This window comes from Kribbella koreensis (assembly GCF_039525325.1).
Taxonomy (GTDB): domain Bacteria; phylum Actinomycetota; class Actinomycetes; order Propionibacteriales; family Kribbellaceae; genus Kribbella; species Kribbella koreensis.
The window spans coordinates 379169-399298 of the sequence record NZ_BAAAHK010000013.1; the positions used below are offsets into that span (position 1 = coordinate 379169).

Sequence of the window (20130 nt, forward strand, 5' to 3'; positions counted from 1 at the left end):
GAGCTATTCCGGGGGAATTTCAGGGTCCCTCAGGTTGAACTGATCACTCTGCGTCACCGTTGGCGGGTGGCTTGCCGGTGGGGACGATCGCGATCAGGGTGCTCACCTGCCGGGTTCCGGCCGGGTGGCTGGCCGCCGAGCGGCCGCGGCGGTAGCGGTTGACGACCTCCATCAGATCCTTGTCGAGCTGCTCGGTCTCCGCCTTGGTGAGCCACAGGCGGCTGCGGTTCATCGCGCTGACGCCGTCCCACGGGTCGTCGCCGGGGAGCTCCTCGAACTGCTCCATCACCCGGTCGATGTTGCTGCGCATCATCGCTTGGCTGGCCAGCCGGCCGGCGCCGGTCGACTGCGACGAGATCACCAGGCTCGTGGCCGGGGCCTGCCAGGGCCGTTCCCGCCCGTCGGGCGAGCCCTCGGCGCGCTCGATGATGCCCCACCGCGACAGCGCGCGCAGGTGGTAGCTGGTCGCCGACGGGGTCAGCCCGGCCAGCTCGGCGCACTCCGTCGCGGTCAGCACCCGTCCGCTGTACAGCTCGTCGATGATCCGCTGCCGGGCCGGGTGCGCCAGGGCGCGGATCGCTCGCGGGTCGGTCAGCACCACGCGCTTCTTCTTCGCGGCCACGCCCGACAGCGTAGCCGGTCCCTTGACGATCCGATATCTGAAGCATTAACTTCATAGTTATGAAGCAACCACTTCACATCTCCGGTACGCCGGCCGCCGCCTCGCTCTGGTCGCACCGAGACATCCGGCTGGTGCTGCCGGCCCGCGCGGTCTCGTACGCCGGTGACGCGATCGCCCTGGTGGCGTTGATGCTCCGCGTCTCGGGCGACGGCACGGGCACCGGCGCAGGCGGCGGCTCTGGCTCCGGACTCTCGGCCACGGCGGCGATCACCGCCCTGCTGCTGGCCTTCGCCGTGCCGACGGTCGTGATGATCCCGTTCGCGGGCCGGATAGTGGATGCGTACGACTCGCGCCGGGTCCTGGTGTGGGCGTCGCTGCTGCAGGCGGCCGCCGGTGTCGGGATCGCCTTTTCCCACGGACTCGCGGCCACGTTGGCACTGGTCTGCGTGCTGCAGGTCGGCCAAGCCGTCGCCGGTCCGGCCTGGGCGGCGCTGATCCCACGGATCGTCGGCGACGACCTGGTCGGCCGGGCAACCGGGGTGAGCCAGGCGCTCATCGGTGCGGCCACCCTGGCAGGGTCGGCAGCAGGCGGCCTACTGGTCGGCATGTCCGGGGATCGGGTCGCTTTGCTGGTCGACGCCTCGACCTTTGTCGGTCTGGCGGTCGTTGCCCGGCTGGTGCGCACCCGGCGTACTCCGTTGCCCGGGGCACCGAAGGAGCGAGGGGGCATGACTGCTGGTCTGCGCAGCCTCTTCGCCGACAACCTGTTGCAGGTGCTCGTGCCAGCGCTCTGGGTGTTCATCCTGGTCGGGGAGGCGGTCAATGTGGTCGAGGTCCTGCTGATCAGAAACGAGATAAGACTCGGCCCGACCGGCTACGGCCTGGTGCTAGCCGCCCAGGGAGCGGGTGCCATCGCCGGCGCCTGGTACACCGGCCGGTTGAGGAGCGACCTGGCCCGCACCCGCGCAGTGCTGGCCGGTACTGCGGCCATCGGCGTCTCCTGCGTCCTGATGGGCCTGGCGGGTGGGGTGGTCCCGCTGGTGATCGGTGCGGTGGCGGTCGGGTTCGGGGGCGGGATGCTCAACGCGGCCACGAGCACCTTGGTGGTGACCCGGTCGCTGGATGCTCTGCGTGGCCGGGTGGTGGCTGCATTGAGTGGTACGGCGCGGGCCTGCTCGCTGGTGGCTTTATTGCTGGGCGGTGCCGTCGGGGCGCTGGTCGGGCCTCGGGCGACCTTTGTCCTCGCCGGGGTGCTCGCCGTCCTTTGCGCGGCTGTTACGGCGGGTCTGGTGGCCCGGAGGGACGTAGTACGGACAAAGGATTCGTTGGTGGAGGCGTTAAGTCACTAGCCTTTGAGGCATGACTGAATCACGTGAGAACCCGGCGACCCCCGACAGCGGGCAGGACGACCTGCCCGAGCAGATCCGGGTACGCCGGGAGAAGCGTGACCGGCTGCTGGCCGAGGGGGTACAGCCCTACCCGATCTCGGTGCCGCGGACGCACCTGCTGAAGGACCTGCGGGCGAAGTACGACGTGCAGGAGCTGGAGAACGACTTCAAGACCGGCGAGCTGGTCGCGGTGACCGGCCGGGTGATCTTCCAGCGCAACACCGGCAAGCTCTGCTTCGCCCAGCTGCGCGAGGGCGACGGTACCGAGCTGCAGGTGATGCTGTCGCTGGCCGAGGTCGGCGAGGAGGAGCTGGCCCGGTACAAGGCGCTGGTCGACATCGGCGACCTCATCTCCGTGCAGGGCGAGGTGGTGACCAGCCGGCGCGGCGAGCTGTCCGTGCAGGCGACCAGCTGGCAGATGGCGGCCAAGACGCTCCGCCCGCTGCCGAACGAGCACAAGCCGCTGAACGAGGAGGCCCGGGTCCGCCTGAGGTACGTCGACCTGATCGTGCGCCAGGAGGCGCGGGAGATGGTCCGTACCAAGGCCGCCGTGCTCAAGTCGCTGCGCTCGACCTTCGACAGCCACGAGTTCATCGAGGTGGAGACGCCGGTCCTGCAGCTGACCAACGGCGGCGCCGCGGCCCGGCCGTTCACGACCCACCTGAACGCGTTCGACCAGGACATGAAGCTCCGGATCGCGCTCGAGCTGGATCTGAAGCGGGCGATGATCGGCGGCGTCGACCGGGTGTTCGAGATCGGCCGTACCTTCCGCAACGAGGGTCTCGACTCGACCCATGCGGCGGAATTCTCGATGATCGAGTCCTATCAGGCCTATGGCGATTACGATTCGATCGCCGAAGTGACCGAGGAGCTGATCCGGAACGCGGCCCGTGCGGTCGGCCGCAGCGTGGTCACCGCGCGCGACGGTTCGCAGATCGATCTGGACCAGCCGTGGCGGCACGCGACGCTATTCGAGCTGGTCTCCGAAGCGGTCGGTGAGACCGTCGACGCGACCACCGAGACGGCCCGGCTGATCAAGATCGCCGAGCAGCACGAGGTCGAGCTGCAGCCGGCCTGGAATGCCGGTGAGATCGCCCTGGAGATCTACGAGAAGCTGGTCGAGCACACCCTGATCCAGCCCACCTATGTACGCGACTATCCGGAGTCGGTACGGCCGCTGGCCAAGCCGCACCGCGAAATTCCGGGCCTGGTCGAGGCCTGGGACCTGATCATCAACGGGGTCGAGCTGGGCACCGGCTACTCGGAGCTGAACGACCCGGTGATCCAGCGGGAACGCCTGGTGGCACAGTCGTTGCTGGCCGCGGCCGGCGATCCCGAGGCGATGGAACTGGACGAGGATTTCCTCCGCGCGATGGAGTTCGGGATGCCGCCGGCCGGCGGTATGGGGATGGGCCTGGACCGGCTGGTGATGTTGTTCACCGGGGCCGGGATCCGGGAGACGATTCTGTTCCCGCTGCTCCGGCCGGAGTAGTTTCCTCCGCTGATCTGAAAGGCGGCCCCGGGCTGTTGCATAGCACAACCAACGGTCAAATCCATTCCCGGGGCCGATTCTTTCCACGATCCGGCGGGTGAGCGCGATGAATACCCATCGTCACGACGGATGCGCAGCGTCGGCGGAACCGGAGGCTTTAGTCACATCTTTCCTGCCCATTCCGCCTGTTGAATGACAACTTGCCGGTTTGTGCTGTAGAAATCAGTAACAAGAAATTCGGCAGGGGGATTGTGCCCGGTGGCGGGCGCGGAAAGGACTGTCACAAGATGGCGCAAAGGGTTCAGGTGGTTCTCGAGGACGATCTCGACGGCGGTAAGGCCGACGAGACCGTGACCTTCGGACTGGACGGTTCGACGTACGAGATCGACTTGTCGAAAAAGAACGCGGCCAAGCTGCGCGACGCCCTGTCCGGCTACGTCGGCGCCGGGCGCCGGGTCTCCGGGCGCCGGGGCGGGGCCGGCCGGACGCGCGGCCGTGGCCGCTCGGCCACCGACTCCGCGGACATCCGCGCGTGGGCCAAGGACAACGGCTACGAGGTCAGCGAGCGGGGCCGGATCTCGGCCGAGGTGCGCGCGGCCTACAACGACGCCAAGTAAGTTTTTCCGGACTTTGCCGGTCCCGGTGCCAGGTATGGCGCCGGGACCGTCCGCATTCCGGCCGTTTCACAGTGTGGACACAGTTCGGCGGGTCGGTGCGAGCCGGTGCCTGACCGGGCAGGTAAAGGGATGAATTCGCTGGTGGCGAACACTCAGCGCGTCGGGAACACCGGGGCACTGAGCGGGGTTGTTCCCTTGTGATCCCCACTTCGCGGCCGTACCGGAGGTCGTCGCTTGTTCGCTGAGAGCGAGCCTGTCGGTGCCGGGGACTAGCATGCATGTACGGGGGTCGGCCTACACGGCACGTCCGACTCCTCTGAGGCAAGGAGCGCTTTGGCGATGTTTGAACGATTTACGGACCGCGCCCGTCGGGTAGTCGTCCTGGCTCAGGAAGAGGCCAGGATGCTCAGCCACAACTACATCGGGACCGAGCACATCCTGCTCGGCCTGATCCACGAGGGTGAGGGTGTCGCCGCCAAGGCTCTGGAGAGCCTTGGTATCTCGCTGGAGGCTGTCCGCTCTCAGGTCGAGGAAATCATCGGCCAGGGACAGCAGGCTCCGAGCGGCCACATCCCGTTCACCCCTCGCGCCAAGAAGGTACTGGAGCTCTCCCTGCGTGAGGCCCTGCAGCTGGGCCACAACTACATCGGCACCGAGCACATCCTGCTCGGCCTCATCCGTGAGGGCGAAGGTGTCGCCGCGCAGGTCCTGGTCAAGCTCGGAGCGGACCTGAACAAGGTCCGGCAGCAGGTCATCCAGCTGCTTTCGGGGTACCAGGGCAAGGAGACGGCGACCGCCGGCTCCGGGGCCACCGAAGGTGCCCCGAGCAGCTCTCTGGTGCTCGACCAGTTCGGCCGGAACCTCACCCAGGCCGCCCGCGAGTCCAAGCTCGACCCGGTGATCGGGCGCGAGAAGGAGATCGAGCGGGTCATGCAGGTGCTGTCCCGGCGGACCAAGAACAACCCGGTCCTGATCGGTGAGCCGGGCGTCGGCAAGACCGCGATCGTCGAGGGCCTGGCCCAGGCGATCGTGCGTGGCGACGTGCCCGAGACCCTGAAGGACAAGCAGATCTACACGCTCGACCTCGGCGCGCTGGTGGCCGGGTCGCGCTATCGCGGTGACTTCGAGGAGCGCCTCAAGAAGGTCCTCAAGGAGATCCGCACCCGCGGCGACATCGTGCTGTTCATCGACGAGATCCACACCCTGGTGGGTGCGGGTGCCGCCGAGGGCGCGATCGACGCGGCCAGCATCCTGAAGCCGATGCTGGCCCGTGGCGAGCTGCAGACCATCGGCGCCACCACCCTCGACGAGTACCGCAAGTACGTCGAGAAGGACGCCGCGCTGGAGCGCCGGTTCCAGCCGATCCAGGTGGCCGAGCCATCGATCGCGCACACGATCGAGATCCTCAAGGGCCTCCGCGACCGGTACGAGGCGCACCACCGGGTCACCATCACCGACCCGGCCCTGGTCGCGTCGGCGCAGATGGCCGACCGGTACATCTCGGACCGCTTCCTCCCGGACAAGGCGATCGACCTGATCGACGAGGCCGGTTCCCGGTTGCGGATCCGCCGGATGACCGCTCCGCCGGACCTGCGCGAGTTCGACGAGAAGATCGCGAACGTGCGCCGGGAGAAGGAGTCGGCGATCGACGCCCAGGACTTCGAGCGGGCGGCCTCTCTTCGCGACGACGAGAAGAAGCTGATCAACGCGAAGGCCGAGCGGGAGAAGCAGTGGAAGGCCGGCGACATGGACGTCGTCGCCGAGGTCGACGAGGAGCTGATCGCCGAGGTGCTCAGCACCGCGACCGGCATCCCCGTCTTCCAGCTGACCGAGGAGGAGTCCTCGCGACTGCTGAAGATGGAGGAGGAGCTGGCCAAGCGGTACATCGGTCAGGTCGACGCCGTGAAGGCGCTGTCCCGGTCGATCCGGCGGACCCGTGCGGGTCTGAAGGACCCGCGCCGGCCGAGCGGCTCGTTCATCTTCGCGGGACCGTCGGGTGTCGGTAAGACCGAGCTGTCCAAGGCACTGACCGAGTTCCTGTTCGGCGACGAGAAGTCGCTGATCAGCCTCGACATGTCGGAGTACTCCGAGAAGCACACGGCCTCGCGGCTGTTCGGTTCGCCTCCTGGGTACGTCGGCTACGAAGAGGGCGGCCAGCTGACCGAGAAGGTCCGCCGCAAGCCGTTCAGCGTGGTGCTGTTCGACGAGGTGGAGAAGGCCCACCCGGACATCTTCAACTCGTTGCTGCAGATCCTGGACGAAGGTCGGCTGACCGATGCCCAGGGCCGCGTGGTCGACTTCAAGAACACCGTGATCATCATGACCACGAACCTGGGCACCCGCGACATCGCCAAGTCGGTCAGCACCGGCTTCCAGCGAGCCAACGACGTGGTCGGGTCGTACGACAAGATGAAGGCGAAGGTGACGGACGAGCTGAAGCAGCACTTCCGTCCCGAGTTCCTGAACCGCGTCGACGAGATCGTGGTCTTCCACCAGCACGGCAAGGAAGAGATCGTCCAGATCGTCGACCTGATGGTCGCGCAGGTGGAAGAGCGGCTGAAGGACAAGGACATGGGCATCGAGCTCACCCCGGCGGCGAAGGCTCTGGTCGCCGAGCGTGGCTTCGACCCGATCCTGGGTGCCCGCCCGCTGCGTCGCGCGCTGCAGCGTGACGTGGAGGACGTGCTGGCCGAGAAGATCCTGTTCGGGGAACTGCGTCCCGGCCAGATCGTGCTCGTCGACGTCGCCCCCGAGGGCACCGTCAGCGAGGACGGCGTGCCGGAGTTCTTCACCTTCACCGGCGCTCAGAAGAGCACCGCTGCGGACCCGGACCTGGAACTCACCGAGATCGCCGGCGGCGGCACCTCGGGCCTCCAGGACACCTGAGCCCGTTAGCACCAACCGGAAGGCCCCACGGACACCCGTCCGTGGGGCCTTCCGCCGTTCCCACCCACCCAACACGACCAAGCCCCAAGCAGCACCACCACAACGGACGATCGGCGCGCACGGCAGCAGCTGAGGCCGGAGTGACACGGCCGCCGCCGGGATCGGACGGCACGGCTGTGGCCGAGAACCGGGCGGTGCGACGTACTGGGGTACGAGCGGTGGGGCTGTGGCGCCGGGGCCGGGCGGGTACGCCGTACTGCGGTTCAGGTGGTGCGGGTGTAGCGCAGGCCTCGGATGCCGAGTGCTGTCCAGCCTGCAGCCAGCGCAACCGCTAGCACTCTCGCCGTGACGGCTGCTCCTGGCGCCAGGAGCAGCCCCACAGCCGCAACCACCTCCACGGCGGTGAACCACAACAACGGCCGGTACGCCGATGGGCTCCACTCGGTCCGCGCATGCCCGACGGCAGCCGGTACTCCGATCAAGCCCAGTACTGCCACAGCCCCGGCATCCACCCGCTTCGGCACGAAGCTGAGTCCGAGCGCATCGACGCCGAACAGCCCAGCGAACTCTTCGATGCCGAGGGGGTCAGCGCTGAGCAGCCTGGCGACTCCATAGGCACCGAGAGCCAGCGACATGCAGGCCACTGCGATTGGTAGCCAGACCTGCGTCCGGCGGACGGCGATGACGCTCACCACTCCACCTTCGCGCTCCCCAGCCCCCACCACCTCAACTCCGCGAGGGACTCCCCTCACTCCACCGGGTGACCCGACCAGCCACGCCCTCCGTAAGCGCTCTGCCCGGGGACCGTCCGCAACCGTTGGGTCGGGGAGGTTTCTGGCCGGCATTGGGGTGGGTTGTACGCCCGGATCGGGCTATTGGTCTCCCCGGTTGGGTGGGCCGCTGGATGGTCCGGGTAGCTCGGATGCAGTGGGGGTGCCGGGCGTGGTGGATCGGGTGGGTCGGCCGGCTCGGCTAGGCATGTTCGGGGTGCTGGTCGGGCTGGAGTGGCTGGGCGGGGTGGGTATGCGGCGGAGGCGGGAGTGGGCGATGGTCAGGGCTTCTTCGGTGGGGGGTGGGTGGTGGAGGTGGGTGGCCAGGAGGTGGGCTGAGGTGATGAGGAGCCAGATGATGGCGGTGGTTAGGGCGAGGGTGGGGCCGGGGCCTGGCCAGGTGTCGGTCAGTTGCTCGAGATCGCGGGCCTGCCAGCAGCCGGCGAGGTAGATGAGGGTGATGACGCCGGTGATCGCCGCAGCGGCTTGGGATTTCGGGCCGGGCGGCAGGGCGAGGGTGAGGATGGTGGCGAGCAGGCCGGCTGCCCAGGTGAGGGCGAGGGTTGGTTGGGTCTCGATGCCGAGTTGCCAGACGGACAGACCTAGGCGGCGGCTGAACGTCCAGGGGAGTAGCAGCGTGACACCGGTCGCGATGGCTGCAAGCAGCATCGCCAAGGCGAACCATCGATGTTGCTGAGCACCCAGTTCGCGCTCCAGGGCGTCGAGCTTCGGTGGGAGTTGCTCATCGGGCGGCAGTTCGGTCATCGCGGATCCAGCCGGACAATATCGTTGCCCAAGGCAAAGAATAGTGAGCGGCCGATGACGGTGACCTCGTCGGCCGCCTGCGGTACTCCTTGGGCCGGTCCGGCGATCGTCGTGATTCGCCCAGGACCGTCGACGCGCACCAGATGGCTGCCGTCGTACCCCCAGAGCTTCCCGTCCGGACCCGCGAACCAGTTGCCGTCCGTGGTCCACTGGCTCGGCGCGACGCTGGTCGACGAGATCGGCCAGCCCGTGGTGGCTCCACCGAACAGCGCAGTGGTTCGCCCGCTCCGGCTCACCAGCACCAGCCGCTCGTCGAGCACCATCGCCGCATCCCCAGAACTCAACTGAACCAGCCCGTCCGGCCGCAGCCCACCGGCGACCTTGACCCGGCTGACCTGCTCGCCCGGCCCGTAGAAGTTGTACAGGTTCCCACCGATCGCAGTGACGAGCCGATCCCCAGCAGCGGCCGCGAACTCACCCCGCTGGTTGGGCAGCTCAGGCGCAGGGTCTCGCACGACCTTGGTCGACCCGCCCACCAGATGAACGCCGATCTCGTTGGACGCCTTGCCCGGGCCACTCGTAGTCCACCAGACGCCGCCCAGGCCGTCCGGAGCCCACGCATGCGCCGCAATAGGCAGTCGAACCTGCACCAGCCGCCCATGCCCGTCCAGACCCAGCTGAGTCGCCGTCCCCGTCGCCACCTTCCCCGGCGGATCCACAGCGGGCACGACCGGCACCACGGTCGCCTTGTACGCCGTACTCCCAAGAGCCGGCGTCCGTCGGTCGCACCGGGCGTCTGGCTCGGGTGCAGCCGGATACGACTCAGCAGCATCGGCCGCACCTGTGATCTCAAGGACCTGGTCGCCCCCACCCGGCGACGTCCCCAGCAACACCGACCCATCCGGCCGTGCCTCGATGCTGTCGACTCCAGCAGCTCCACCCGGCAGCAGTCGCAGCACGCCGTCTGGCGTGACCACTGCGGTCGGCGAACCACCACCGAGCCACACGTTGCCGCGGACGTCGACAGCGAAGGCCTCGACCGTCAGCGACGAGCTGGCCGCGTCTCTGCTCAGCGAGCAGGCAGCAGGAGCGACACCAGTGAGCTGCTGCGCCATAGAAGAGCCGGGCCGCAGCAGAGCCAGGCCCGTCCGACTGGTTCGCCAAGCAGTAGTGCCGTCAGGCCCGGTAGACACCGCGTTGCCGGGTGCGCCGGGTCCTGGGTCCACCACGTAGGCGCTGAGATCCAGACCGGGACGCAAGCGATCGGCTGGGATCTGCCAGGTGGTGGTGCCTCCCCAGATGACGATCGACCGGTCCGCGTTGCGATGCGTGAGTGCAGGGCCTTGGCCGGTCGCCAGGACGTCGACGTCGGGCGTCACGTAGTACGTGTTGTCGGGGTTCTTGTGGCTCAGGCTCACATCAGCAGCCACTAGCGTCAGTGGGACGGCGAGGATCGCCCAGGGTCGACTGCCTGCTCCGCCAGCGAGCATGACCATCTTGTCGTCCTCGACGCCGAGCAATGCGGGTGGTGTCACACCGTGGCTCAAGGTGACGCGAGGGAACGCCACCCCGTCGCGGTACTCGAACAGAGTCGACCCTTCCGAACCAGTACGGCCCAGAAGCCATTGACCCGGTCCGCCGTCCAACCGTCCCGCGATCGAGTCCAGCGGGTCCGACGTACCGATGGCGACGCGCATGCCGAGCCGGTCGACCAGTTGCCCGCCCTGCAGGTCCAGCAGTCGATGCGGAATCCCTGCAAACGCTAGGGGTTTGTACTCCGGTGCTGCTGTCGCTGGCGCGAGTACTCCAGCCGTTACGCCAACAGCCCCGGCTAGCAAGACAGCAAGCAGTTCGCGTCGGCGAGCTTGGGCGCCAAGGCCTAGCAGCACCACACCAGATGCAAGTGCGAGCCAGGCGCCGATCCCTGGGCGATAGCCCACGCCGTCGGACAGTTGGTCCGGCAGTTGGACCAGTGCCGAGAGGACGCCGGCTACTGCGAGAGCGCCGGCTAGTGCGGACGCAGGCCGGAGCACGGGCAGGTAGCGCGCTATGGATGCGCCGAGCACGGCCACGGCGGTTAGGGCGAGTAGGGCGGCCCACGTTTCGGCGTACGGGATCTCCCAGAGCTGGACGCGGATCATGCCCGCCTCTGCGCCGGCCGGGCCGAGGGCGACGGGATCGAGCAGTTCGCGCCAGGGGAGGACGGTTGAAAGAAGGAGGATCGCGGCCAGCGAGCCGGCCAGAACGGGGGCGACGACCGGGCGGGAGACCGGCGGAGGCTCGGTCGAAGAGGTCAATTCGACGAAGATTGCTCGCAATTCGGACTGATCGAGACTTTCTTCCGACGAGTTTTCGCGGCCTTCCGAAGGGCTGCCGAGCAGTGGTGAAACAGTTGGCGAACAGGTCGCCCAATAGGCGGCGATGACCGCGGCCAAGGCGGCGGAGGCGAGGAAACCGATCACAGCCGGTGAGGTGCCGCAGCCCGATCGGCCCTGCCAGGCAAGGCCGGTCCATGCGGTCGCGGAGACGACAGCAACCGCCACGGCACCCCAGCCGCGGACCTGCCGGCGAAGGACGATTCTGTCCGCAGACAAGCGATCCGCGAGCACCAGCGCGATCAGCGTGAGGGGTAGGGCCAGGGCCGCGCCGCGACCGCTCACCGGCTGGGTCGTCGCGCGCCAGAGGTAACAGCCTGTGCTCGCGCTGCCCGGCAACAGGACGGCCACCGTGCAGACCACTGAGAGACACGCGAGGGTTACACCTTGCCACTGGGTTCGTCGTAAGGTCCTTCGGTGTGCCAGCTCCTCCGTGCGGAGCAGGGCCGCCGCGGCCTTCGATTCGGTGGGAAGATCGCGCAGCGGCATGAAGGAAAGTTAACCCGTCACCCGAACTCGCTCGTTGTAGCTACGTGACCACGGCTTTGGGACCCGGACTGTTGGAGAGGGGGCCGGAGATGGAATCATCTCGTCGCATGGACGCACCGCGTCTGCCGCTGACCCAGGAACCGGTCCCCGACGCCGGTTCCTTTGGCGTGCGGCAAGCGGGCGGCGTGCTGGAGCGCGCACAGCGGATCGCGGACACCCTGCGCGAGCAGGCGGAGTACGAGAACGACACCGCGCTGGAAGAGGCGGAGCGGATCCGCGCCGAGGCCGAGCGGGTGAAGGCGGAGGCCGAGCGGCATGCGCAGGAGCTACGCGCGGCGGCTGAGGAGGAGACGCAGGCACTGCGCGCGGAGGCCGAGCAAGCGGTCCAGAAGCTGCGCTCCGATGCTCACTCCGGAGCCCAGCGCTTGCTCAGCGATGCCGAGCGCGCCGCCGAGCAACTCCGGAGCGAGTCCGAGGCCGAGGCCCACCGGGTCCGTACCGAAGCCCAGGCTCTGGCCAAGCGCCTGGAGCAGGAGTCCACTGCCGCAGCCGAGACACTTCGGGCCGAGTCGACGGCAGCGTCCGAGTTGTTGCGGTCCGAGTCGACTGAGGCCGCCGGCAAGCTGCTGGCCGACTCGAAGGCTGAGGCCGAGCGGCTCCGTTCCGAGGCGGCTGCTGAAGCGGCGCGAGTCCGTGCCGATTCGACTGCCGAGGCCGAGCGGATTCTTGGCGAGGCCCAGGCCGCGGCCGAGCGACTGACAGCAGAGTCGACCGAGGCCGCCGAGCGGTTGCGGGCGGAGTCGACGGCTGAGGCCGAGCGGGTACGGTCCGAGGCGACCGCGATTGCCGAGCGGCTGAAGGCCGAGTCGGAGGCTGCTGCCGAGGAACTGCGCAGCACGGTCGACTCCGAGGTGGCTCAGCGCCGGATCGAGGTCAAGGCGGCCGCGGAACAGTTGCACACCGAGTCGCACGCCGCGGCCGACCGGTTGCGCGAGGAGTCGCAGGCGGCGGCGGATCGGCGGATCGCCGCGGCCGAGGCGGAGGCCGCGCGGCTGAAGGAAGAAGCCGACGAGATCGTCGAGGAGGCCAAGCAGGCCCGCGAGGCGGCCGCTGCGGCAGTCGAGCGCGCGAGCCGCGAGGCGCAGCAGCTCGTCGCCGACGCCGGCGAGCAGGCCGCGCTCGTTTCGCAGGCAGCGGTTCGCAATGAGGCCGAGCTGATCGCCCGGGCCGAGTCGGAGGCGATCGCCCTGCGGACCACGGTCGAGCGCGAGGCGGAGGCGGCCAGGGAGAAGTCCCGGGCGCAGATCGCCGCCGCGCATGCCGAGATCGAGCGCCTGCGCGGTGAGAACCGGACCGAGCTCGAGCGCCGGACCGCCGAGCTCGAGGAGACCGAGCGCGCCAAGATGGCCGCCATCTCGCTCGAGATCGACAAGCTGCGCGCCGCCGCGGTCGAGGAGATCGCCGCGAAGAAGGCCGAGGCCGAAGAGGCCAACGAGCGGCTGATGGCCGACGCGCGAGCGCAGGCCAAGCTGGTCGTCGACAGTATCGAGGCGGATCGGCGTACGGCGTCGGCCGAGGCGCAGCGGATCGTCGAGGACGCGAACAAGGCGGCCGAGACCGCGCTCGCCGAGGCCGAGAAGCAGACGGCCTGGAGCAAGAAGACCGTCGACGACCTGGTCGCCACCGCCGAGCAGGAGGCCCGGGGGATCCGCGACCGGGCGGCGATCGAGGTCGCCGAGCTGGCCCGCGCCAAGCGCGCGCATCTGCGCCGTGTGGTCAGCCGCTCGACCAGCCGGCTCAAGGAGACCCAGGCCGCGATCGCCAAGGAGAACGCGGAGCTGACCGCGCTCGCCGAGAAGACGCTCGCGTCGGCCAACCAGCAGGCCGAGGCGACGCTCGCCAGTGTCACCCAGCAGGCCGACAAGGTGACCGCGCAGGCGCAGGCGAAGGCCGACCGGCTGAAGGCCAACGCCGAGGTCGAGGCCAAGGAGATCATCACCCGCGCCAACCGCCGCGAGGCCGAGGCGAAGGTCAGCACGCAGGTACTCCGCGAGCAGGCCGCCAACGATCTGGCCAACGCGCAGCGGCAGTCGCACGAGCTGATCCGCAAGGCCCGTGCCGAGGCCCAGGGCCTCGAGGCGCAGGCCCGCGAGCACTCCGACGAGCTGCGCCAGCAGGCCCGAAAACTTCTCGCCGACGCCGAGGCGAGGGTCGCGGCGCTGAACCAGCGCCGCGACGAGATCACCAAGGAGCTCACCCAGCTTTCGGGTGTGATCGAGGCACTCGCTATCCCTGGGTTCCACGCAGGTGGTGGAATGTCCGGTAGCGAGGGTTCCACGGGGGAATCAGGATGAGGACGTGACAGTCAGATCCTTGTCAGTGACAATGTGTGATCCACCCACCCACCGAAGTGAGCATCAGAAGACATGAGCAGTGAATCCCCAACCCCGTTCCGCACCGTTCTGCGTGGCTACGAGCCTGCCCAGGTGGACCAGCACGTTCGTGAGCTGACCACCTCGCTGACCGCACTGCAGCAGCAGTCGGAGCAGCTGCAGCGCCACGTTCAGGAGCTGCAGTCCCGGACGGACGCGGCCGAGTCGGCCGTCATCACCGCCCAGGAGGACAACAAGGACCGCACGCCCACCTTCACCGAGTTCGGTGAGCGGGTCGCCAAGATCCTGTCGCTGGCCGACGACGAGGCCCGCGATCTGGTAACCCGGGCCCGCACCGACGCCGACGCGATCGTCGCCGACGCCGACGTGCACGCCAAGAAGGTCCGCAAGGAGGCCGAGCAGTACTCGCTGGACTGGAAGAGCGAGGTCGACGCCGAGGCTGCCCGCATCCTCGAGGAGGCCCGCACCCAGGCCGACGACATGCGCGACGAGGCCGAGCGCGACGCGACCGCGCGCCGCAGCGAGGCGCAGGCGCTGTACGAGCAGGAGCGCGCCAAGTCCGCTCAGGCGGCGGCTGCCTTCGAGACCACCCTGGCCGAGCGCCGGGGCAAGGTCGAGCAGGAGTTCGCGGCCCGGACGGCACTGGCCGAGCAGCAGCTGGCGGCGGTCACCGACCGTGCGGCCCAGGTGCAGCGCGAAGCCGACCGGTCCCGGTCCGAGGCGGAGCGCCTGGCCCAGCAGCAGCTGGCCGACGCCAACCGTCAGGCGCAGGAGATCGTCGCGGCCGCGAAGGACAAGTCCGAGCGGATCCGCGCCGAGTCCGAGCGCGAGCTGGCCGCCGCGACCCAGCGTCGCGACAGCATCAACGCGCAGCTGACCAACGTCCGGCAGATGCTGGCCACGTTGTCCGGCAGCCCGGCGATGCCGCTGGACCTGCTCACCGACGACGCCGACGAGGCGACGGCGAACAGCAGCAAGAAGAACTGATCACCACCTGTACGACCTGCTGAGGCCGGCCCGACCCCGGGCCGGCCATCGGCACCCCGCCCGATCGGCAGCAGCCGCTCGGGCTTTTGCGATGGCTCACCCGGCCTGGGCTGTTGGTGCCGGCCGGGTGCCACCCGGGTTAGCTCGCTTCGCGAGCAGCCGGCGTGGGCTGGGTCAGGCCGGGAGGCGGTAGCTGTTGTTGGCTACCGGGTCGACGAGGCCGTCGGCAACCAGGCCGTCGAGGGCTCGCTCGCGTTGGATCTGCTCTGGCCAGCACGCATCCAGTTCGCTCTTCGGGACCGGGCCCTGCGCAGCACGCAGCACTGCGAGCAGTCGGCCACGCACCTGGCGATCCGTACCTTCGTAGGTCTGGCCCTTGCGGGGTGGGCCGTCGTAGGGCGGGCTGCCCGCCAGCACCCAAGCGCAGTTGCTCTGGATCGGGCAGTCGGCGCATCGCGGGGTTCGGGCGGTGCAGATGAGGGCGCCTAGCTCCATTGTGGCGATGGCCCAGCGGGCGGCTGTCGACTCGTCGGCGGGCAGTGCGGAGATAGCTAGCCGCAGGTCGGCCGCAGTGGGCGAGATGGTCGGCTGAGCCGACCCAGTGATGGCCCGGGCGAAGACTCGGCGCACGTTGGTGTCCACCACCGCATGGCGCTGCCCATACGCGAACGACGCGATCGCAGCCGCCGTGTACGTCCCCACCCCCGGCAGTGCGAGCAGTGCCGCGTGGTCATCCGGTACTACGCCCCCGTGCTCCTCCACGATCGCCTTAGCCGCCGCATGGAGCCGCAGGGCCCTCCGTGGGTACCCCAGACGGTCCCAAGCCCGCACAGCCTCACCTGGAGCCTCCGCGGCGAGGTCAGCCGGCTTCGGCCAGCGCTGCATCCACCGCTCGTACGCAGGGAGCACCCGGGCGACCGGTGTCTGCTGCAGCATGAACTCGCTGACCATCACGGCCCAGGCACCGGCATCGGGCTCGCGCCAGGGCAGGGTGCGGGCGTTCTCGGCGTACCAGTCGAGGATCGGCTCGTGCAGGGCCGAGGCGGAGGGGGCCGCCGGAGCCGACGAGCGCGCCGAGGCTGAGCGGGCCGCCGGAGCCGACGAGGCTGAGCGTGGCGTGCGGGCTGGTGTGTGGGGGAGCGGCGAGTCTGACATGTCGGGCACAATCCTGACATTAAGGTTCGAACATGAGCAGCCTGCTCCGACCGGTCGGGCATCTGCCCGCCAGCGTGTACTGGTTCCGGCGCGCACTTGTGCTCGCCGTACTGGTGGCGCTGCTCTTCGTCCTGGTCCGGGTGCTCGGCGGTGGCGACGACCCCAAGAACTCAGCGGCCACGGACCCCGGCCAGAACCCGACATCGGCCCCGACCGTCGTCCCCACGCAGACACCCAGCTCGAAGACGTCAGAGTCCAAGAAGGCGACGGAGACGTCGACCAAGACTCCGAAGGACGTCACCTGCATCGGCAGGGACGTGCGGATCGAGGTCGTACCGGCCACCCGGACGCTCACCTCGGGCAACTCGATGAACCTGGTGATCCAGCTGAGCGCCGTCCGCGAGGAGTGCCGGATCGCCGTCGACCCGACCGTACTGTCGCTGACGATCACCTCCGGCAAGGACCAGATCTGGACCACGGAGCACTGCGAGAAGGTGGTTCCGCGAGCAATCCTGATCCTTGCCAAGGGCAAGCAGTCGACGGTGACCATCCCGTGGGACGGCCGCCGGTCGCGCCCCGGCTGCCTGCCCGGACAGCTGCAGGCCAAGCCGGGAACCTATGTGGCCAAGGCGGTCTACGACGGGAACGCCTCGGCCCTCCAGGCCTTCACGATCGTCTAGCAGTCCCTGTTGCAGAAGGAATGTCGGCCGGCTTGTTCATGAAGGCCGGCTTGGCGAAGAGCAGTGACGCGGCGAGTCCGATCAGCAGAACAGCAGCCGGCAGCATGATCGATTGCGCCATCGAGTCGCTGAAGCCCTGCCGTAGCGCCTCGGGCAGCTTGCCTGCACCTTCGACCGCAGTCCCTTGCAGTGCAGGGAGATTGCTGGCCAGACGCGACTCCATCAGTACGGCGATGCCCGCGCTGCCCAGCACCGCACCAACCTGCCGCGTGGTGTTGTAGACGCCCGCGCCCGCACCGGCCTGATGCATCGGCAGGTTACGAGTCGCAGTGCTGCCCAGCGGCGCCCACATGAAGCCGTTGGCGACACCGAGCAACGCGATCGGCAGCAGTAGCTTCCAGATCGCCACGTCCGGCTCGATCACCTGGCTGAGCCAGAAGAGCGAGACCGAGCAGCACAGCAGGCCGAAGCCGGCCAGGTACCGCGGGTGGGTCTTGTCCGTCAGGCGTCCCACGAACGGTGCGAGCAGGCCGGAGATGACCGCCATCGGCACGAGCAGCAGCGCCGACCGGGTCGGGCTCAGGCCGCGCACGCTCTGGGCGTACAGCATCAGCGGGAACGTCATCGCGGTGATCGCGAAGCCGACGGTGGTGATCGCGGTGTTGGCCAGCGAGAAGTTGCGGTCCTTGAACAGCGACAGCGGCAGCAGCGGCTCGCCCTTGTTCTTCGCCTGCCAGAACAGGAAGATCCCGATCACCAGCAGGCCGACGATGATCAGGCCCCAGACCGAGATCGGTCCGCTGATCTGACCCCAGTCGTACTTCTGGCCCTCCTGGATGCCGAACACCAGGCAGAACAGGCCGATCGAGGACAGCGCGACGCCGACCAGGTCGAACCTGTGCTCGTGCGTCGGCAGGTCCGGGACGAGCCGCCAGGCCAGCACGAAACCGAGGACGCCGATCGGCGCGTTGATGAAGAAGATCCACTGCCAGCCGAGCCCGTCGACGAGCACGCCGCCGAGGATCGGGCCGACCAGCGTCGCGACGCCGGCGGTGGCGCCCCACAGGCTCATCGCCTTGCCGCGCTCGTTCGCCGGGAAGATCCGGGTGATCACCGCCATCGTCTGCGGCGTCATCATCGACGCGCCCAGTCCCTGGAAGACCCGGGCGATGATCAGCATCTCGATCGAGTTGGTCAGCCCGCACCAGACCGACGCGAGGGTGAACAGGGTCAGGCCGGCCAGGTAGAGCTTCTTCGGCCCGATCCGGTCGCCGAGCCGGCCGGTGATCAGCAGCGGCACGGCGTAGGCGAGCAGGTAGGCGCTCGTCACCCAGACGACGTTGCCGACGTCGGTGTGCAGGTCGGTCAGGATCGAGGGGGTCGCCACCGAGACGATGGTGGAGTCGACCAGGATCATGAAGAAGCCCAGTACCAGCGCCCACAACGCCGGCCACGGCCGGACGTCGGGTGTCACTTGTTCTTGCGGTGTTGCCATGAAAGATCCTTGCTCTCGATCCGTTGAAGAAGCGTGGTCAGCCAGTCCCGCTCGGCGGCGAGCACGGCCCGGTTGTAGCCCGCGGCGAGCCAGAACGGCTCGGGCACCTGCCGCTCGGTCACGTCCGCGATCGCGGACTCGACCTCGGTGAGTTGCTCCTCGATCTCGCACAGCCGGCGCCGGAAGCGTTCCGCTGCGTCCTTCACTTCGAGGTTGTGCGCCTCGCTCAGCACGACGGGGAACAGTGGGTACTCGTACTCGTAGGTCTCGATCCCGGTCCGGACGCGCTCCTCGAGCGCCTCCCGGCCGGCGGCGGTGATCTCGTACGTCGTCCGCTCGGGGCGGTTCCCGGCCCGTTCGGTGCCGGTCGCGCGGACGAGTTCCTGGCCGGTCAGCCGCTCGACGGTGTGGTAGAGCGAACCGGGCTTGACCTTGATCAGCCGGTCGTTCCGCCGGTGCAGCAGCAGTTGGTACATCTCGTAGGCGTGCATCCGGCGCTCGACCAGCAACGCCAGCACCGCGATCGCCAGTGGCGTCAGGGAGGCCAAATCGCCCACTCCGATCATTCCGTGCGAACTATTCCACGTGGAGTATTACTCGCCGAGAGGTGCTCAGGCAAGTCCCCTACGGGCAGCACAAAGAGACGCGGCGCCGGCTGATGGGTCAGCCGGCGCTGCGTTACGTAGTACAGGAAGAGCGTCTAGACGTAGCGCTCCAGGATGCTGGACTCGGCGAGGCGGGACAGGCCCTCGCGGACCGTGCGGGCGCGGTTCTCGCCGACGCCGTCGACGGTCTGCAGGTCGTCGATGCTGGCGGCGAGCAGCTTCTGCAGGTGGCCGAAGTGCTCGATCAGGCGGTCGATGACCGCGCCGGGGAGGCGCGGCACCTTGGCCAGCAGGCGGTAGCCGCGCGGGGTGACGGCCGCGTCGAGCTGCTCGGCGCCACCGAGCTGCAGGGCGCGCGCGACCTGGCCGATGTCGAGCAGGTCGGTCGGGCTGACCGCGTCGAGCTCGAGCAGGACGTCCTCGGCCGTCTTCGGGCGGCGGCCGGCCGCGGGCGGCAGGTAGTCGCGGACGACGAGCTCGCGCTCACCGGCGACACCGGCGACGAGCTCGTTGAGCTGCAGAGTGAGCAGCCGGCCGTCGGTGCCGAGCTCGACGACGTACCCGTCGATCTCGGTGGCGATCCGGCGGACCATCTCCAGCCGCTGGGCGACCGCGGCGACATCGCGAACCGTGACCAGGTCCTCGATCTCGAGCGCGGACAGCGTGCCGGAGACCTCGTCGAGGCGCAGCTTGTAGCGCTCGAGGGTGGCCAGCGCCTGGTTCGCCCGGGACAGGATGGCGCCGGAGTCCTCGAGCACGTAGCGCTGGTCGTCGACGTACAAGGCGATGATGTGCATCGACTGGGAGACCGAGATGACCGGGAAGCCGGTCTGCCGGGCCACCCGGTCGGCGGTGCGGTGCCGGGTGCCGGTCTCCTCGGTGTGGATGGACGGGTCCGGCATCAGGTGGACGGCGGCGCGCAGCATCCGGGACATGTCGCGGTCGAGGATGATCGCGCCGTCCATCTTGCTCAGCTCGCGCAGGCCGGTCGCGGTGAACTCGACCTCGATCTCGAAGCCGCCGGTGGAGATGGAGTCGACCACCTTGTCCTGGCCGAGCACCAGCAGGGCACCGGTCCGGCCCCGCAGGATCCGTTCCAGGCCTTCACGCAATTCGGTACCGGGCGCCACGGCGGCGAGGGTCGCGCGCATCCGGGCGTCGGTGCTGTTCTTGTCGGAATTCGGGGCCACGGTCCCTGAGTCTATGCGGCTGCGCGCCGTACTGTGACCGACCCACCAGCTTTGCAGGCCGGTGGGCTCCGGCGATTCGGTCGCGTTTGCAAACGCACGTGCATCGCATCGTGCAACCGCATCGTGCAGTGGTCGGCTGAGCGTCGTTTCGGTACCCGGCGGGTCCGGAAGGTGATCGGGGGCGGTGTTCGATCACCGATCGGATAACAGCTGAAGCAACT

Annotated in this window: 15 protein-coding genes; 7 read left to right on the forward strand and 8 right to left on the reverse strand. The window is 68.7% G+C overall.

Translation table 11 applies throughout. The annotated features are described in order from the left end of the window. Positions 1 to 43: 43 nt before the first annotated feature. Entirely contained in the window at positions 44 to 622 is a 579-nt protein-coding gene (locus tag ABD116_RS26015) for an ArsR/SmtB family transcription factor (protein WP_343975487.1), read from the reverse strand. 59 nt (positions 623 to 681) lie between these two features. Between ABD116_RS26015 and ABD116_RS26020 the strand changes: the two genes are divergently transcribed. From ABD116_RS26020 to ABD116_RS26035, 4 genes are all read left to right on the forward strand, one after another. Beyond that, a complete protein-coding gene (locus tag ABD116_RS26020; protein WP_343975490.1) occupies positions 682 to 1971 on the forward strand; it encodes an MFS transporter in 1290 nt (429 codons plus the stop codon). A gap of 10 nt (positions 1972 to 1981) precedes the next feature. Further along, on the forward strand, positions 1982 to 3502 hold the full coding sequence (lysS, locus tag ABD116_RS26025) for a lysine--tRNA ligase (RefSeq protein WP_343975492.1): 1521 nt from the start codon (positions 1982 to 1984) through the stop codon (positions 3500 to 3502). A gap of 287 nt (positions 3503 to 3789) precedes the next feature. Continuing rightward, the gene (locus ABD116_RS26030) at positions 3790 to 4119 is read left to right on the forward strand and encodes a histone-like nucleoid-structuring protein Lsr2 (protein WP_343975495.1); all 330 of its coding nucleotides are present in this window, start codon (positions 3790 to 3792) and stop codon (positions 4117 to 4119) included. 339 nt (positions 4120 to 4458) lie between these two features. After that, positions 4459 to 7005, forward strand: a complete 2547-nt coding sequence (locus ABD116_RS26035; protein WP_328330040.1) for an ATP-dependent Clp protease ATP-binding subunit — start codon at positions 4459 to 4461, stop codon at positions 7003 to 7005. A 263-nt stretch (positions 7006 to 7268) separates the two neighbouring features. Here the strand turns inward: ABD116_RS26035 and ABD116_RS26040 are convergent, their stop codons facing one another. From ABD116_RS26040 to ABD116_RS26050, 3 genes are all read right to left on the reverse strand, one after another. After that, positions 7269 to 7697, reverse strand: a complete 429-nt coding sequence (locus ABD116_RS26040) for a hypothetical protein (protein WP_343975500.1) — start codon at positions 7695 to 7697, stop codon at positions 7269 to 7271. A 180-nt stretch (positions 7698 to 7877) separates the two neighbouring features. Continuing rightward, positions 7878 to 8540 (reverse strand): hypothetical protein, encoded by a 663-nt coding sequence (locus ABD116_RS26045; protein ID WP_343975502.1) that lies wholly within the window; start codon positions 8538 to 8540, stop codon positions 7878 to 7880. Further along, the gene (locus ABD116_RS26050) at positions 8537 to 11266 is read right to left on the reverse strand and encodes a hypothetical protein (protein ID WP_343975505.1); all 2730 of its coding nucleotides are present in this window, start codon (positions 11264 to 11266) and stop codon (positions 8537 to 8539) included. The genes ABD116_RS26045 and ABD116_RS26050 overlap by 4 nt, the downstream gene beginning before the upstream one ends. 245 nt (positions 11267 to 11511) lie before the next feature. Between ABD116_RS26050 and ABD116_RS26055 the strand changes: the two genes are divergently transcribed. Both ABD116_RS26055 and ABD116_RS26060 read left to right on the forward strand, forming a co-directional pair. Then, positions 11512 to 13758, forward strand: a complete 2247-nt coding sequence (locus ABD116_RS26055; protein WP_343975508.1) for a kinetoplast-associated-like protein — start codon at positions 11512 to 11514, stop codon at positions 13756 to 13758. Between the two features lie 72 nt (positions 13759 to 13830). Then, positions 13831 to 14784 carry a DivIVA domain-containing protein gene (locus tag ABD116_RS26060; RefSeq protein WP_270135943.1) on the forward strand — a complete coding sequence of 318 codons (954 nt, stop codon included), beginning with the start codon at positions 13831 to 13833 and terminating at the stop codon, positions 14782 to 14784. A gap of 174 nt (positions 14785 to 14958) precedes the next feature. Here the strand turns inward: ABD116_RS26060 and ABD116_RS26065 are convergent, their stop codons facing one another. Further along, on the reverse strand, positions 14959 to 15939 hold the full coding sequence (locus tag ABD116_RS26065; protein WP_343975513.1) for an HhH-GPD family protein: 981 nt from the start codon (positions 15937 to 15939) through the stop codon (positions 14959 to 14961). A 32-nt stretch (positions 15940 to 15971) separates the two neighbouring features. Between ABD116_RS26065 and ABD116_RS26070 the strand changes: the two genes are divergently transcribed. Continuing rightward, positions 15972 to 16619: a hypothetical protein gene (locus ABD116_RS26070; RefSeq protein ID WP_343975516.1), complete on the forward strand. Its 648-nt coding sequence runs from the start codon at positions 15972 to 15974 to the stop codon at positions 16617 to 16619. Here ABD116_RS26070 and ABD116_RS26075 read toward each other — a convergent pair. The 3 genes from ABD116_RS26075 to disA form a co-directional block, all read right to left on the reverse strand. After that, positions 16606 to 18114 (reverse strand): DHA2 family efflux MFS transporter permease subunit, encoded by a 1509-nt coding sequence (locus ABD116_RS26075; RefSeq protein WP_343975519.1) that lies wholly within the window; start codon positions 18112 to 18114, stop codon positions 16606 to 16608. The genes ABD116_RS26070 and ABD116_RS26075 overlap by 14 nt on opposite strands. Next, on the reverse strand, positions 18090 to 18671 hold the full coding sequence (locus ABD116_RS26080; protein WP_343975522.1) for a PadR family transcriptional regulator: 582 nt from the start codon (positions 18669 to 18671) through the stop codon (positions 18090 to 18092). Before ABD116_RS26080 ends, ABD116_RS26075 begins: the two co-directional genes overlap by 25 nt. 143 nt (positions 18672 to 18814) lie before the next feature. Next, a complete protein-coding gene (disA, locus tag ABD116_RS26085) occupies positions 18815 to 19909 on the reverse strand; it encodes a DNA integrity scanning diadenylate cyclase DisA (RefSeq protein ID WP_343975525.1) in 1095 nt (364 codons plus the stop codon). Positions 19910 to 20130 lie beyond the last annotated feature (221 nt).